Genomic DNA, 16,137 nt, shown 5'->3' on the forward strand with positions numbered 1-16,137 from the left:
GGGCGGGCGGGCAAGGCGGGCGCGTCGGCCGTCTCGCTGTGCGGCCCTGAGCGCCTCTGCCCCACGGCCCCTGCGCCTCACCCCGCGACACGTCGTACGGGTGGTTCCGGGATGAACGCGCTCTGGAGGCCCTGCACGACAGGCCGGTGCGTTCCTCGGACCTGCCACGGGGCCCGAGCGGCAGCTTCATTTGAAGCTTGGAAACATAAGATCTTCCCCTCCAAGGAATGTGACCTTGCCGCCCGTCAACATTTCAATTCCTCGCACGTCGACGGGCACGCTTCCCATTGCCATGTGAAGCGCTTGCATTGAATCGACCCCCCAAACTTTTCGCTTTTCTCGCCGCTTACCGGGCCCGCGTATCTCGTACACGACGGACCAATCGTTTCCTTCTTTTTGAGGTGCGCCGATTCGCACCCTGACATTTTGGAACTTCGACTCCTGGGACTGACGAAATTCAAGTATCCTCTCGGCAACGACCCTTTTTATCGTGGGCATTTGTCCTTCATCGCCTCTCGTTCGCAAGCGCGCCGACAGTTCGCCCGGTCCTCGTTCGATTGCGCCCAGCAAATGGCCCTGTCCCTCGCACTTCGTAACTTGCGGCAGCGCGCGTTATCCATGTTCCAAATGGCTTCGCACGCATTGTAACATGCCTCGAGTGGGGTATAGGCCGCATTCTTGCACCGTTCCTTCTCGGCTTGCTCGTCAGTATCATCCTTCAACGACACGGCCGCGACCACCACGAGCACCGCGACCGCGACGACGATCATCGTCCCAGACGACCCGACGACCACCGGGATCAACCTGATCACCTGCGGCAGCGCCCACGTGTTCGCCAGCAGGCCTCGCGTAGGCAAGAGGCCGCCGCGCGAGACCAGCTCGTCGCTGTCCGGCGAGAACCCCGCGTCCGTCATCGCCCCCAGTGCTTCAATCATGCACTGTTGGACGCCGGCGTCGTCGAGCCGCGGGCCCTTGGGCTTCACCGCCGTGACGCGGTCGCCCGTCAACTCGACCGCGAACTCGATCTCGTACGCGTTGTGCCGAAGCCGCCGCTCCCCCTCTTTGACGCACGCTTGAAGCGCCTGGACCGTCATCGGAGGGAGCGCGAGCCCGCTGCCCTGCCTGGGCGCGACAGCGTGCTCGTCGCTCGCCCCGCATCCCATGGGCATCATGGACACCGCCATGCACATAGCGACGAAGGTCACCCCCGCCAGTCGCCGCTTCCTCATACGCCCACCTCCCCGCCCGGTGTGTAACCCGTAACGCAGGTGGGGCAGGCTACGGGGGCGCCGATGCTTCCGTCAATCGTGTTCTAGGCGTTTTCCCGCTGTTTCACGCGCCGACATGCCGCAAGTCGTTCCGCAACGGCTCGACGTCCCATTCGAACCGTTCGAACCGCATTCGCCACGAGGCTCCATCCCTGCCTCCGCCCACCCTTCTTCACAGGGAGAGCTCCGCAGGCGCTCTCGGGGGCCGAAACCCGAACGTCGACGCGTCGCCACCTCGCGCGCTTCGTCCCAAACTGCTTTGTGTAGCGTTGGCATGCGGGTTCGAGCCTCGAGCGCCAGAAGGCGAAAAGCGTGCACCGCGCGCCTCCGGCGTCCCGAGCGCCCACACAACCGCTCGCACCCCGGCTCGTGTTGCCCCCGCCGTACCCGTCGACGTTGCGACCCCACTTCCGGCGCCCGAACCACCCCCGCGACGCGTTGCAATGCCACTTCGGCCCCCTCGAACGCCCCCGCAAGCCGTCTCCGACGCGTTCGAGCTCTCCCGCGTAAGGGCCACCGGTGTCCCCGGACGCGTTCCGTTCTTGACGCCCGGTACGGGCCCCCTCTAGCCTCCGCCACCATGACTGGAGTCAAGACCCTCCCCGATACCGCGACCACGCCGACCGGCGAGACACATTTTCGCTTCACGGCGGTCCGCATCCGGCGCAACCCTCACACGCAGGCGCTCGCCGCCGAGGTGGATGCATTCGAGCCACGAATCGAGGCCGCCATCGCCGAGGAGAGGAACCTCCTCGCAGCCGAGGCCTCCGCCGTCGCAGCCGTCCAGTTCGCGGATCACGACCTCGATGATTCAGTCGATTTCGTCTGGGCCAATGTGGAAAAAGGCTCGCTCCTCGCGCAGCGGCTCTTCGGGGACCTCCGACCGAGCGAATTGAAGCGCCCCACGCTCGGCGGTCAGCTCGATATCATGAAGACCTGGCCCGAAGCGCTGGCGGAAGCCAACAAAGGCGTGCTGAAGGACCACGCCCCCGTGGTCGCCGCGCGCGCGCAGGCAGGCATGCAGGCGGCAGACGAGAAGAAAAACGCCACGCAGAAGCTCGTCGATTTCCGGACAATCGGCACGCGCGTCAAGCTGAACCAGGACCACAACAAATTGCGGAAGTCCCTTTATGGCAAGCTGGGCGAGATCCAGCACGAGCACAAGCTCGGCGCCGGCTGGGCGGAGTCGTTCTTCCTGCAAGACTCGGCCGAGGAGCCAACGCTGAGCCAGCTCGACAAGAAGATCGGCGCAGCCACGGCAGAGCTCGACGCATTGAAGAAGCAGCGCGAAGCGCTCGCCGCCCAAGAAGCGAAGATCGCAGCCCAGCGGGCGCAAGCCGCCCAGCAAGAAAAGAAGGCGAAGCTCGAAGCGCTCCAGAAGCTCAAGGCCGAACTCGCGGCGCAAGAGGCGGCGCTCCTCTCCGAGCTCTCCGAGACCGACGCGACGAACTCTTGAGGTCCAGGGCTGGCCCTGGTCCTGAGCATTGGTCTCATCTAGAAGCCGCTTCGCTGGGGCGTTGCCCCAGGCCCCAGCAGGGGCTGTCCGCCCCTGCACCCGGACCAGCGCAAGCGCTGGACCTTTTGTGGAAGAACTGCGCTCCGCGCAGTTCTTCCAACGGGCCGGTGGCAAGACCAAAGACGGCGCTGCCAATCGAAATGTCCGCGCCGCTGTCTTGACTGGCAGGGTCGTCGCCGGTCTTGAACCGGCTCGTTCGATGAACTGCGCATCGCGCAGTTCATCGACCCCGAGTCCAGCGCTTGCGCTGGTCCGGGTCGAGGGGCGGACAGCCCCTCGTCGGGTCCGGGGTGAAACCCCGGCGCAACGCTGTGGAACCCCCTCTTAGAACCCCTCGCCTCGCATACCTCGCCGCCTCAGGGGGCCCCGAGCCATTGCGCCGCGGTTTCGAGCAGCCGCCGGTGGTCCGGCACCTGCTCCAGAAAGCTGCGGCGGAAGCGTCGATCGCCGATCTTGTCGGCCTTCTCCAGCAGGCGCCGCCGCGCCTCGCCGAGGCGGCGTTTGGCGTCGGCCTCCTGGCCGGTGGTGTGCAATGCGAGGGCCTGCACGAGCCGCGTCAATGCCTCGCCTTCCTCGATGCCGCCGATCCGGTCGAGGTGGCTCGCCGCCTCGCTCGCGGGCGCCAATGCGGCGACCGCATGCCCCTCCGCGAGCAGCGAGCTTGCCAGCACCGCGAGCGCATAGGCGCGCTGGGCCGGGATGTCCTCGGCCTCCTCCGCCGCCGTGCGCGCGAGCGTCACCGCTCCGACGTGATCGCCCCGCATCGCCTGGATTCGCGCCGCGTGCACGAGGAGCCCCACCTCGCGGCGCCGATCATTGCGCGCGCGCGACGTCTCGAGCGCCGTCTCGATGAGCGGCAGCCCCTCGGCGTCGCGGCCGAGGTGCGCGAGGCAATACCCGAGCGCGCCCTGCGCGAACGGCACGAAATCGAGCTGCATGGGCTCGGCCACGGCGACGGCCCGCCGCAGGCCGAAGCAGGCCCTGTCGTAGGCGCCGAGGTGCATGTACGCGAGCCCGACGTTCGTGCGCTGCAAGCAGGCGTTCCGGACGTCGCTCGCCTCGGTGAAGCCGTCCACGGCGGCCTCGACGCGGCGCAAATACGCCGCCGGATCCCCCTCGAAGATGGCGATCTCGGCGCGCGCCGCGGCGAGCCACGCCCGCAGGAAGGGGCCCACGGCGCCCGCCCGCGCGACGCGGCTGTGGGCGTCCCGCGCGAGCTTGCGGCCGAGCTGCGGGACACCCGCGCGGATGACGAAAATGGCGAGCCGGCATGCGCTCACGAGGTGCGCCTCGGTCGTGATGCCCTCCTCCTCTTCGAGCTGGACGAGCTCGTCGACGCGCGCGAGCAGGCGATCTTTGCGTCCGAGGTAGCCGTACGCGATGACGAGGTGCCCGAACGCGGCATGCCAGCCGTTCGATCCACGCGCCATGCGGGCCATGGCCTCCTGCGCGGCGCGCGCGGCCTCGCTGTAATGGCCGAGCCACCGGTGCGCGATGGCGAGCACGAGCCAGGCCTTGCCGCGGACATCCTCGCTCTCGCCGGGGACCTCGAGCGCGATCTCGGCCCAGCGAATCGCGTCGGCGAGGGCGTTCACGTCGAGCGCCTCCTCGGCGAGCTTGACGGGCGCCTCGTCCGATGGGCTCCCGCTCCCGGGGCTGCCCCATTCGGTCCGGGACGCTGGCAGCGGGGTCAAGACGGGCACGCGCGGTCGGTGCGGAGCGGCCCCGAGGCGGTGCGGCATCGGCGGCGGAGGACGGTTGACCCGGACGTACCCCCCGCCGTCGTCGTGGTGCTGCGCGGAGAACCCGTCGGCGAGGTCGTGCACCGGCGCGTCGAGCACGGGGTCTTCGATCGGGATCACGTCGACGAGCCCCGGCGCCGCGAGCTGCCCCGGGTGTGGCGCCGCGTGCCCGACGAGAAGGCGCGTGCCGCCGTGGGCCTCGCAGAGGGCGTCGCGAAAATCGAGGATCGAGGCGAAGCGCTCCTTGAGGTCGCGGGCGAGCGCGCGCGCGACGACGGGCGCGAAGGGCCACGCGGCCTTGGGCGCGACGAAGTCGAGCGAGGGCGGCGGCTCGGACGAGACGATCTTCGCGAGCAGCCTGGCGAGGCCGTCGGCGCCGAACGGCTGCACGCCCGAGAGCATCTCGAACGTGACGACGCCCATCGCCCAGACGTCCGCGCGCGCGTCGACCTTCTCGGCGAGGACCTGCTCGGGGGCCATGTACTGCGGCGTGCCGAGCAACATGCCGAGGCGCGTGAGGCTCTGCTTGCCCGGGTCGTGGAGCTTGGCGAGGCCGAAGTCGATGATCTTCGGGATGATCTCGCCCGAGGGCGAGCGCGCGAGGATCACGTTCTCGGGCTTGAGATCACGATGGATGATGCCCGAGGCGTGCGCGGCCGCGATGCCGCTCATCACGGGCACGAGGATCGCGAGGGCCTCGTCCGGTTCGAGCGGCCCGCGCGCGTCGAGGTGCTCGCGCAAGGTCTGCCCGACGAGCAGCTCCTGCACGAGGTAAAACGCGCCGTCGCGGCGACGGCCGACCTCGAGCACGTTCACGATGTTCGGGTGCTGCACGCGCGCCGCGGCCTGCGCCTCGCGGCGGAAGCGGGCCACCATCGAGGGATCGCTGGCGTAGTGCGGGTGCAGGAGCTTGAGCGCGACCTTGCGCTCGATGAGCGTGTCCCACGCCTCGAAGACCGTGCCCATGCCGCCGGAGGCGATGACGCGCTGCAGGGCGAACTTGTCGGCGACGACGGTGCCCAGGGAGAGCGGGATGCTGCTCGGCGGCGCGATGGATCGCGGCTCGGGATCGAGGTCGGGCAGCGCGTCGTCGTGGTGCATCCCCGGGGCTCTTCCGTCCTGCTCGTTCCGATCGTCGCCCACGGACGTGCTCCTCTCGGTTTTCCCCGCGAAACGCGCCGCGTCGTTATACCCACGCCCGAGCGGCAGGGGAAGCGCCCCTCGCTCCGTTGACGACGCGTGATCCGTGCCCCACGGCTCCGTCCATGGGGTGGGAGATCGCATCGGCCAAGCTCATGGCTCTCCTCGCGCAAGAGCCTCCCGACGTGACCGTGGACGCGCCCGAGGACGCGCAGGGCTTCTGGATCTGGCTCGTCGTGGGGCTGTTCTTCGCGGTCGTGCTCGCGTGGTTGCTACGAACCTGGCACGTCGGCCGGGGCAAGAGCGGGCCGTGGACGCGGTGACGGGGAAGAGTCCGTCAGGACGAGCTCTCGATGGGCTTGCCGGCCTTCTTCCAGCCGGCGAGGCCGGCGGGCATGATGAAGACCTTCTTGTAACCGAGCTTCAGGGCGCCGACCGCGCCCTCGTGGCAAGCCGTTCAATGATCGTTTGCGCAATAGAAGACGAGCGTGGCCTCCTTGTCCGCGGGGAGGTCCTCGGCCCGTACGTTCTCGTGATCGACCCATTTCGCGCCGGGCAGGTGGCCCTTGTCGAAGACCTTTCGCGCGTTGTTGTCGATGACGTGGAAGGCGAGCTTGCCCTCCTTCGCCTCCTTCATCTTGGCCTCGACCTCGTCGACCGAAAGCCTCCCGAACGCCTCGGCCTCAGCGCCGTGTTCGCCCGCGGATCCGCCGGGCTTTTTGCACCCGGGCATCGCGAGGAGCAAGGCGGCCGCGAGCGCGACGAACATGTGCCTGTGCTTCATGATCCCTTCTTGCTTGGTTGGGCGCGCCGGAGCGCGCACCTTCGAGCGTAAGGGAAACCGAGGCGCCGCGCACCGGCGCCTCGATCCAGAGGCAGGATTACGCCTGTGAGCGGGCCTGGTCAGTCGGCGGGCCAGGGCGGCGGAGGATCGGCCGGCTCGTAAGGCGTGGTGCTCGCCTCGACGACCTTCAGGTTCTCGATGAAGAGGTCGATGTACTTGAGATCGTCCTGGATGTCCGGGTCGGGGTGCTCGGCGAGCCACGTGTCGACGTTCGGCCGGAGCGCCTCCAGCGTGCGGCGCGCGGTGCGCGGATCGCTGTCGGCCGTGAGCTCGGCGGCGAGCTTGAAGCCGGCGTAGATGTTCAACATGACGAACCCCTTCTCGACGGTCTCGTCCGTGAAGAACTCTTGCGGATCCTCGTACACGTGCGGGGCTTTGATGTCCGTGAACTGGGTCTTCGTCTGGCCCGTGAGCGGATCCTTGAACGAGAGGCCGAGCGAGCCGACCTCGTACGGATCGGGCACGCTGATCGCGTCGGCGCGCGGCACGAGCTCGAGGATCATCGCGCCGCCGCCGCCGCGCCGGCCCTCGGAGATGGGATCCTCGGAGCTCGTGCGGCCGGCGAGGAAGAGGCTCGGAATCGAGATCGTCCCGCCGCCCTCGGCCGTCTGCCAGCCGTTCGTCCCGTAGATCCCCCGCACGACGTAGCCGCCGCCGACGGTCACGTCGATGTTCACGTCGAGCGCGACGGGCACGAGGAAGGTATTCACCTCGTCGGTGAAGACCTCGACGACGGCCTTCGGATCTTCGAGGAAGTAGAAATTCCCCGCGCCGACCTCGCTGAGATCACGCATGACCTCGACGTCGAAGTCCTCGCCGACGCCGATCGTGGTCACGCCGATGCCCTTCTTCGCGTACGCCTCGGCGAGCGAGGTGAGCTTGCTCGGGTTCTGCAGGCCCGCCGTGGCCACGCCGTCGGAGAGGTAAAGGACGCGGTTCTGGTACGTCGGATCGAAATGCTGATCGGCGACGGAGAACGCGGTGAAGAGGCCGTCGTAGAGGTTCGTCGAGCCCGCGGCGAAGAGGCCCTGGAATGCGCTCTCGAGCGCCTGGGTATCGGACGCGCTCACGTGATCGAGGACGAGCTTGGCGCTCGTCGAGTACGTCACGAGGGAGATCCGGTCCGTGGGCTTCAGGGCCGGAATCATCTCGACGAGGCCCGCCTTGACGTAATCCATGGGCTGGCCGGCCATGGAACCGCTCACGTCGACGGCGACGACGAGGTGGAGCGGCGGGCGCGCGATGTTGCCGACGTCGATCGGCGAGTTCATGCCGATCTGGACGAGGGTGCAATTCGAGCCCGTGATCATGTTGCCCATGACGCCGAGCAGGCCGTGCATGCAGACGTCGTTGCCGCAGTTCGGCGCGGCGTAATCGAGCTTGTGCTCGGCGAAGAAGCCGAGGTCGTCGAGCGCGCCGGGGCCCGGGATCTTCCCGTCCTCGAGGATCTGGCGGAAGAGGCCGAAGTCCTGGGCGCCGCCCTGCGAGACGCCGGTCGCGCCGGGTCCCGGCACCTCGGCGCTGCCGAAGCCGCCCGAGTCCGCGCTGCCGTCCGCGCAGCCCGTGAGCACGAGCGAGGCGAGCAGGGTCGAAAGGAGCGCTGTACCGATTCGATGGTCCATGGTGGTTTCCTCCCGAAATCAAGGCCCCGCGGGGATGACGAGGACGGATTCGTAATGACGGCTGGAGCGAGCGTAGGGCGGGCATTCCGTGTCGCGGATGGGCATGGCCTCGGCGCGCACGAGGTGCAGCGTGCCGTAGCCGTCCACGAGATCGATGCTCTTGCCCGCGCGCAGGAAGGTGATCGACGGGACGTGATCGCCGAGCAAGCTGAGCTCGAGCGGGACGAGCAGGCTGCCGCATTCGTCGTGCGCGCCGGCGCAGCCCTCCGCGAGGTCGGACTCGACGGTGGGCTCGCCGAGCGGCGCATCCGTGCCCGTGAGCTCGTACCGCGCGAGGACATTGCCGCGCGTCGCGACCACCGTGTGCGTGCTACTGCTCAGGATGAGGGTCCTGCCCTCGGGCGCCTCGCCGTCCATCTCGGGATAGGAGCCGCCGAGGATCTCCTGCTCGTCGATCATGAGGCTGTCGCCGACCTTGAACGGCATGGCCGCTCCGGGCACGCAGACGTACATCGTCGATTTGTTCTGGAGCACGATGGCGTGGCAATCGTCGGGCGAGGAGATGACGGATTCCACGATCCAGGGCCCGCCGATGGGGACCGGCGTGGACCACTCGATGCCGACGGTCTCCTTGGGCGCGGCGCAGCCGGGGGCGACGGGCGGATCTTCGAGCGCGGGCGCCTTGAAGACGACCTGGTGCGGGCCAAGCGAGAGTTTTCCATTCGAATCGAGCGAGAGCGGGATCATGAGCCGATCGTCCGAGTTCGTCGCGGTGGAGACGAGCTGGGTCGGGAACGCCTGGGAGGACCAGGCGAGGAGGGTGGGCGAGAGGCCGTCGGCGTCGACGAGGTAGGCGACGCAGCCCGCCGTGTCATTGTTCTGGAGGGGCAAACCTCGACCCGGCTGGAGGAGCCACGTCTCGGCGGGCGCGAAGAGCTCGCGCGAGAGCGCGGACTCGGGATCGGCGAGCAGGGTCTCGCAATCGACCTGGACCGAGTCCTTGAGGGGACGCAGGCGCACGAGGCGCTCGCCCTCCGTGGTATTGCCGAGGGAGAGCGCGCCGGCCTCGGTGGGCGTGACGCCGCAGAAATCGGGCCCGCAGGGCGGCGGCGGCTCGACGGGCTCGCTGGTCGCGGCACACGCGAGCGATCCGAAGACGACGGCCGTGCGCTGCGCCAGGGGGCGCTCCGGGAGCGGGCGCTGCATGGCCGGGAGGAGGACACGCCACGCGAGGGCGAGCGCGGAGAGCGCCACCAGATCGGTGGGATCGACGGTGATTTGCCAGGGGAAAGGCGTGAGCGCGGTCAAGGCCTCGAAGGCGCGCGCCGCCGCGGGGAAAAGCTTGATGGCGGCGAAGACGGCGCCCGTGGCGAGGTGCGCGAGGAAAAGGCTCCGGCGGCTCTCGAGTCGGAGGAGCGCCGCGAGGAGCGCAGGCGCCACCACGAGCCCGGCGAAATCACTCAGCTTGCCCGTGAGCGCGCCCGGGAGAATGCCCGCGCCCTTGAGGACGTGGTCGTTCAGGGCGAGGAGGGCGAGGGATCCGAGCCACAAGGGATGGAGCAGCGCGCGACGCGCCGCATAAGGTCGTTCCATCGGCATTTCTTCTCCTGCGTGAGGGAAAGGCGAAGGCTGGGCACGGCCAGCAAACCATGTGCCATACACGTATTCCCGGCATTCGAGAAGGGATCGTGCTGCCAGGGCCAACACGCGGCCCTGACAGCGGTGTCGCGGAGGTGGAATCAGAGGCGAACGCGCTCGATGCGTCGCTCGATCACGTCGAGGATCCCGCGGGCATAACTGGCCCCGGCGGTGCGTGAGAAACGGCGGCGGGCGTCGTCGGTGGCGTTGTCGACCAGGTAACCGTGCTCGACAGCACAGAGCATGTCGACATCCCCCACGTCATCACCGAAGCCAAAAGCCCGGGTGCGCGGGATGCCGAGGCGCTCCAGGACGAAATCGGCGACCTGGCGTTTTCCGACGCCCCGCGGCACGAAATCCACGTCGTAGGCGCCCTCGGGCTCGCCGAGCGCGGGGTGACAAGGATAGACGTGGACGCCGATCCCGTGGCGCTCGGCGACCTTGTGGAGGATCGAGACGATTTCGGGGTGCCGGCCGCGGCCGCTCGGTTGAAACATGTAACTGTCGATGCGCCTGCCCGCTTGCTCGCGGCGGATCAGGTGAACGCCGCGGCGGAGGAGATCGTCGAGCGCGGCGGCGACGCGGGCCCTCGAAAAGCCGCTCTGCGCGACGCGGGCGTCCCATTCGGCGACCGGGCGGCGGCCTTCCTCGCGGGTGAAAAAATCGAGCTCGGCGCCCCAGGAGCTCGCGATGAAATGGGGCACGACGCGCAGGCCGTGGGTGCCGACCGTGGCGGCGACGACGTCGATGGGCCCGTCGGCGACCCAGCCGAAGACGAGGCCGAGCGCCGAGGCGTCTTCGAGGAGGAGCTGCTCGAGCGAGCGCCGATCGCGGCGGCGCTCGGGCGATCCGTCGTGCGCGAGGTACGTCTCGTCGAAATCGGCGAAGACGACCCAGCGCGGGGCCGCGATACGCGGCAGATACATCCGGCGATCACCGAGCGGCGGCATGGCGCGTCCATCGCACGGCCGAGAGGAAATGGCCGGGGTTCGGGTTTTTCAAGACAAGCATGGGATCCATTCCTTCGCGAACGAGGCCAAAGCCGGAAAGAAAAAGGTGGCCCCCGAGGCGCGAGGACGAGAGGCCACGATCGGCCGCGGCGAGCCCATCGGCCCGAGGCTCCCCCGTCCATGACGCCAGCCGTCAGCGAGATTATCATGCAATGGCAGGGGGCCGACGGAAATCGACGCCTAGATCGGACGTATCCTGTCCGATCTAGGCGTCGCACGTCATTTCGTGATTTTCAGGCCGTATCCGTCAGATCCCGCCGCCCGGGGGCGTCGGGAAGCGGCTGCGGAGGCGCCGCGCCTGCGCGAGGTGCTGGGCCAAGGAGCCGCGTATGTCGCGCAGGAAGGTCTCGAGCTCCGTCGAATCGGCGTTCGGGATGAGCTGCGCGTCGAAGAGGGTCAGCGCGCGCTGGTGCATGGCGATCTGCGAGTCGAGGTAGGTGACGTCGAACTTGTTGGCCGGCACGGTCCGGAGCTGCTCGGCCGTGCGGTCGGCCTCGCGGCGGAGGTTCGACTGCATCTCGCTCTCCTCCTGCTTGACCCGGAGCTTGGACTCGAGCTCCTGCAGGCGCGTCTCGGTCTTCTGATGCTCGGCGGCGAGGCGCTCGGCGTACTTCCGGATGTCGTCGTTCGTTGTCCGCTGCCGCGCGGTCTCCGCGTTCTTGATCTCGCCTTGATCGATGGTCGACACGACGGCCAGAATTTGTCCGTGCGAGAGCGGCTCCGAGGGCTCCTCCGTGGCCTGACCCGGACGATGCTGCCCCGCCTCCGTGCCGCAGCCCCACACGCCCGCGGACGCGAGCGCGAGCAACGTGAAAGCGCGGCCGAAGGACCGATGGAATGCGTGAGCCATGCGTCGTCTCCTCCTCAAAGGCGCCGCACGCTCGCTTCGGCCAAAGCCGAGACCCACGCGTCAGCGCCCCCATGGCCATGCAGCCCCACGGCGCGCGGCGAGAGCCGGGCGCACCGTCTCCCGACGTCGGGGAGCCCCGGACGGCAAAATGCTTTCCGCCCGGGTCGTTGTGCCTCCGCGCTGCGTGGTGTAGAGGGGCACGAGCGCGGCGCTCGGGATCCTCCCCGTGCCCGCGGCCCCGCTCTTCCGCATGGACACGACCCCCATCGAGCGAAGCCTGCGAAGCGCAGAGACAGGGACGCTCGTGGTGGACAGCCGCCTCGTCGCCCGCGTGATCAAGCGTCACCGGCGGATCGTGGGCATCGGGCTCCTGGTGCCGCACGCGTCGTGTTACGCGCTCGGGCGAGACGAGCTCCTCGCGCTCGTGCCGGCCGCAGAGCTCGGCGAGGCCGGAAAGAAGCTGCCGGAGCACGTGGTGCTCCTGCCCCGGCCGAAGGGATCGGAGATCCTCGACGCGTCGCCGGCCGAGGTGCTGACGCGGCTCTGGCGTGGGGCGTTCCACGGGCGCGTGCACCTCGCGCTCGAAGCCGCGCGGCGCCGCGGCGCGCTCGACGAGGCGGCGATCCGGGCGCGGATCGATCGGATCGGGCAGACGGAGTTCGACGAGATCCGGCGCGTCTTGCGAGCCGACGATCTGCTCCTGCCGCCGGCCGACGACGCCGAGGTGTACACGGAGTTCGCGGCGCTCTTCCTCGAGCTTCACCACTTCGCCCCGCGCCTCGTGGCGAGGACGTTTCCGACGCTGCGAGACACGTCACGGGCGCTCGCGGTGATCGGCGAGGATGTGGACGCGCGCGCGCTGCTCGCCGCGTGCCGGCCCGAGGGCGCGGCGGAGCCTTCGGAGACGCCGTTCGGCAAGGAGTCGACGACACCGACGTACTCGGCGCTGCCCGCGCTCGACGTGCTGCCCGCGTTCCTGTCGCGGCGCGCGACGACGGTCACGGAGGCGCAGAAGCTCGTGGCCCAGGCCGAGAAGGCGCGCGCCGAGGGGAACCACGTGCGGGCCGCGCTCTCGCTGCTCGCGGCGATGCCGGCGGCGGGCGAGGATCAGCAGGTGAAGCTGCGCGCCCAGGTGCAGCGGGATCTCGACGCGCTCGGGGCGCGGCTCGACGCGGCGCTCGTGGGCCCAGGCGAGAGCGCCGAGGGCGCGCCGCGGGTGCCGTGGACCTCGTCGCTGATGCCGCTCGCGGTGACGGCGAGCGAGAGGCAGGCGCTCCGGTATCCGGTCGAGGCGCGGCTGCTCTACGACCTCCAAAGGGCGTGCGTGGCGCACGAGCGCGGGGCGTCGGCGGTCGACCTCGTGACATGGGCGCTCTCGCTCGGCGATCGCCCGATCGTGCGGAAGCTGCCCGCGACGCGGCCGCTCAAGATCGCGCGGCACCTGCGGAGCGCGCTCCAAAAGCTCAGGCACGTGGAGATGCCGTCCGCGGATCGGCGGCTCATCGCGCGGCTCTTGCGCATGGCGGTGCGGCGGGCCGAGGAGAACGTTCGAAAAACACTGCGGCCGGTCATCGAGGGGACGCTCGACGGCGTGGGCCTCAGGCCCGCGAGCGTGCCCGAGCGCGTGGCGCGGAAGAAGCTCGTCGAGGAGCTCTGCGATCAGGTGGTGGCGCGCGGGTTCTTGAGCATCGGGCAGCTCCGCGACGCGCTCTCCCGGAGCCAGCTCAAGATGGGCGACGTCGCAGGTCCGGGCGAGCTCGTGCGCGGCGATCCGCTGCTGCTCGCCGATCGTGCGCTCGACGTCTCGCTCGACGGCGTCTACCGCCGCGGCGAGGTGTACCTGCGCGCCTTGCAGAAGGTGTCGAGCGTGTTCTTCGGCACGAAGGTCGGCCGGCTCGTCACGCTCTTCGTGATCCTGCCAGCCGGCGGCGCGTTCGTGGTGCTGGAGGGCCTGCAGCACATGGTCGGGCCGGCCGCGAAGGCGCTCGGCTTTTTGCCGCCGCACCTCGTGAGCACGCCGTCGCTCCTCGTGACGACCGTCGTGCTCTTCGGGCTCATCCACAGCGACGCGATCCGCGCCGGCGCGATGCGTCTCCTGTCGATGCTCGGCCACGCGCTCGCGGCCGTCTTCGTGCGCCTGCCGCGGTGGGTCTTCTCGCTCGGGCCGATCCGGCGCGTGCTGGAGAGCGGGCTCGCGCGAGCGCTCGCGCGGTACGTGCTGATGCCGCTCGTGGTCGCGACGATCCTCTACCTCGCCACGCCGCTGCGCGACGTGCCCGGCGTGATCGGGCCCCTCGGCGCGGCCGGGGTGTTCGTGGCGGCGAGCGTGCTGCTCAACACGCGGGCAGGGCTCGTCGCGCAGGAGGTCGTGTTCGACCAGATCGCGCTCGGCTGGGAGGCGCTGAAGGGGCGCGCGCTGCCGGGGCTTCTGCGGCTCGTGATGAGCATCTTCCGGGCGATGCTGGAGCTCTCGGAGCGCACGCTCTACCGGGTCGACGAATTCCTGCGCTTCCGCGAGGGCGACAAGCGCGCCACGATCCCGCTCAAGGCCGCGCTCGGGCTCGTGTGGTTCTTCGTGGCGTACGTGATCCGGCTCTACATCACGCTGCTGATCGAGCCCGAGATCAACCCGGTGAAGCACTTCCCGGTGGTCACGGTCGCGCAGAAGATGCTGATCCGAGAGCTCGCGGAGATGCTGACGGTCATGAACCACGCGCTCGCCCCGCTCGGCCCGGTCATCGGCGGGACGATCGCGGCGACCACGGTGTTCCTCTTCCCGAGCGTGTTCGGCTTCCTCGTGTGGGAGTTCAAGGAAAACTTCCGCCTTTACCGTGAGAACCGCGCGAAGAACCTCGGGCCCGTGCCGATCGGGCATCAAGGCGAGACCGTGGGCACGCTCATGCGCCCAGGCTTTCACTCCGGCACCTTGCCGAAGCTGTACGCAAAACTCCGGCGGGCGGCGCGACGCGCAGATCTCGACGAGTCGCGCGGCATCGAGCGCGGGCACGGCTCGCTGCGCGGCCTGCAGGAGCAGCTCGACGACCTGCGCGAGACCGTGCGGCGCGCCGTCGATCGCGAGGTGAGCGGCCTGCTCGCGGCCTGCCCCCGCTTCCGCGCGGGCGCCATCACCGTGCAGAGCGTCGAGCTCGGTTCGAACCGGCTGCGCCTCGAGCTCGCCTGCGACGCGCTCTCGAGGGCGAAGACCGTGATCGCGTTCGAGGAGCAGAGCGGGCTCGTCGTGGCGAGCGTGACCGAGCCGGGGTTCGTCGATGCGCTCGACGGCGCGGATCGGATCCTCTTCGAGAACGCGATCGCCGGGTTTTACCGCATGGCCGGGGTGGATCTCGTGCGCGAGCAGATCCGCGCCGCGCTCGGCGAGGACGTGCCGTACGACATCGCCGACGAGGGCCTCGTGCTCTGGCCGGGCGAGGGCTACCGAACCGAGGTCGTCTACGCGCTCGACGCCGGGTTCAGCGGCCCGCTCGTGGCGCCCGTGGTGCGCGGCGAGCGTCCGGCGAGCGAGCCCAAGCCGCTCGATTTGCGGAAGATCCTGTTCCGGGATCAGCACATCCCCTGGGCCGAGTGGGCGCTGTCGTGGCGCGAGGAGGTCGCGGGCGAGGCGCCGCGGCGGGTGCTCTTCGGCGCGTCGATCCTGCCGCCGCCGCGACCCGCACGAGAACGCGCCGCGCGCCTGGCCTCGGCATGAACCACGCAAAGCTCGCCGCCCTCGTCGCGCTCGTGCTGCTCGCGCCCGCGTGCGGGCGGGACACGCCGCCCGAGCCTCCGCCGGGCAATGCTGCCCCGAGGGTCGAAACGAAGGCCACGTCCGGGCCGCCGGAGGCCGCGGGGATCCGGTACCTCGAACGCGTGACGGGCGGCGCCGCCGCGACCGAACGGCTGCCGCTCGTGGTGGCGATCCACGGGCTCGGGGATCGTCCGGAGTCGTTCGTTCGGCTGTTCGATCGGATCGAAGGGCGCATGCGGGTCGTCGTGCCCTACGGGACGACGCCGCACGGAGACGGCTTCTCGTGGTTCCCGCTCGCGCGTCGAGATCCTGCGAAGCTCGCGGAGGGCACGGCGCTCGCGGCCGACGGGCTCGCGGCGATGCTGGAAGAGCTCGAACGGACGCGGCCCACGCGCGGCCGGCCGATCGTGACGGGGTTTTCCCAGGGAGGGATGTTGAGCTTCACGCTCGCGGTGAAGCACCCCGAGCGCATCGGCGAGGCGCTCCCCCTCGCCGGCCTGCTCGCGCCGCCGCTCTACCCGAGCTCGTGGCCGATGGGAAAAGTCGCGCCGCCCGTGCACGCGTTCCACGGCGACGCGGACACGATGGTGCCGCACGACAGCGCAACCGAGACCGTGCGCGCGCTCGTCGCGGTGGGCTTCTCGGCGGAGCTCACCACCTACCCCGGCGTGGGGCACACGGTGAGCGCATCGATGCGGGGGGACTGGCAGAAGGCGCTGGAGGCAGCGGCCGCGCGGGCCGCCGCCTCCAGTCCGTGACGGG

General features: G+C 69.6%; 11 protein-coding genes. 4 read left to right on the forward strand and 7 right to left on the reverse strand.

What is annotated here, in order from left to right; all coding sequences use genetic code 11:
- Positions 1 to 485: 485 nt before the first annotated feature.
- Positions 486 to 1,172 (reverse strand): hypothetical protein, encoded by a 687-nt coding sequence (locus QHF84_RS01280; protein WP_281311282.1) that lies wholly within the window; start codon positions 1,170 to 1,172, stop codon positions 486 to 488.
- A 676-nt stretch (positions 1,173 to 1,848) separates the two neighbouring features.
- Here QHF84_RS01280 and QHF84_RS01285 point away from each other — a divergent pair.
- A complete protein-coding gene (locus QHF84_RS01285; protein ID WP_281311283.1) occupies positions 1,849 to 2,724 on the forward strand; it encodes a hypothetical protein in 876 nt (291 codons plus the stop codon).
- A gap of 416 nt (positions 2,725 to 3,140) precedes the next feature.
- Here the strand turns inward: QHF84_RS01285 and QHF84_RS01290 are convergent, their stop codons facing one another.
- A complete protein-coding gene (locus tag QHF84_RS01290) occupies positions 3,141 to 5,669 on the reverse strand; it encodes a serine/threonine-protein kinase (RefSeq protein ID WP_281311284.1) in 2,529 nt (842 codons plus the stop codon).
- A gap of 122 nt (positions 5,670 to 5,791) precedes the next feature.
- On the opposite strand from QHF84_RS01290, the gene QHF84_RS01295 reads away from it, so the two are divergent.
- Entirely contained in the window at positions 5,792 to 5,989 is a 198-nt protein-coding gene (locus QHF84_RS01295) for a hypothetical protein (RefSeq protein WP_281311285.1), read from the forward strand.
- A gap of 134 nt (positions 5,990 to 6,123) precedes the next feature.
- On the opposite strand, the gene QHF84_RS01300 is transcribed toward QHF84_RS01295, so the two are convergent.
- The 5 genes from QHF84_RS01300 to QHF84_RS01320 all read right to left on the reverse strand — a co-directional run bounded on the left by QHF84_RS01300 (position 6,124) and on the right by QHF84_RS01320 (position 11,630).
- On the reverse strand, positions 6,124 to 6,450 hold the full coding sequence (locus QHF84_RS01300) for a rhodanese-like domain-containing protein (RefSeq protein ID WP_281311286.1): 327 nt from the start codon (positions 6,448 to 6,450) through the stop codon (positions 6,124 to 6,126).
- Between the two features lie 119 nt (positions 6,451 to 6,569).
- Positions 6,570 to 8,132, reverse strand: coding sequence for a VWA domain-containing protein (locus QHF84_RS01305; RefSeq protein ID WP_281311287.1), 1,563 nt, complete (start codon positions 8,130 to 8,132; stop codon positions 6,570 to 6,572).
- 18 nt (positions 8,133 to 8,150) lie between these two features.
- On the reverse strand, positions 8,151 to 9,725 hold the full coding sequence (locus tag QHF84_RS01310; protein WP_281311288.1) for a hypothetical protein: 1,575 nt from the start codon (positions 9,723 to 9,725) through the stop codon (positions 8,151 to 8,153).
- A gap of 146 nt (positions 9,726 to 9,871) precedes the next feature.
- Entirely contained in the window at positions 9,872 to 10,720 is an 849-nt protein-coding gene (locus QHF84_RS01315; protein ID WP_281311289.1) for an HAD hydrolase family protein, read from the reverse strand.
- A gap of 307 nt (positions 10,721 to 11,027) precedes the next feature.
- Positions 11,028 to 11,630, reverse strand: a complete 603-nt coding sequence (locus tag QHF84_RS01320) for a DUF4142 domain-containing protein (protein ID WP_281311290.1) — start codon at positions 11,628 to 11,630, stop codon at positions 11,028 to 11,030.
- A gap of 226 nt (positions 11,631 to 11,856) precedes the next feature.
- Between QHF84_RS01320 and QHF84_RS01325 the strand changes: the two genes are divergently transcribed.
- Both QHF84_RS01325 and QHF84_RS01330 read left to right on the forward strand, forming a co-directional pair.
- The gene (locus QHF84_RS01325; protein WP_281311291.1) at positions 11,857 to 15,336 is read left to right on the forward strand and encodes a hypothetical protein; all 3,480 of its coding nucleotides are present in this window, start codon (positions 11,857 to 11,859) and stop codon (positions 15,334 to 15,336) included.
- Positions 15,333 to 16,133, forward strand: coding sequence for a dienelactone hydrolase family protein (locus tag QHF84_RS01330; RefSeq protein ID WP_281311292.1), 801 nt, complete (start codon positions 15,333 to 15,335; stop codon positions 16,131 to 16,133). The genes QHF84_RS01325 and QHF84_RS01330 overlap by 4 nt, the downstream gene beginning before the upstream one ends.
- The last annotated feature ends 4 nt before the right edge of the window (positions 16,134 to 16,137 follow it).

Origin of the sequence: Polyangium sp. y55x31 (assembly GCF_029946505.1) — a bacterium.
GTDB lineage: Bacteria > Myxococcota_A > Polyangia > Polyangiales > Polyangiaceae > Polyangium.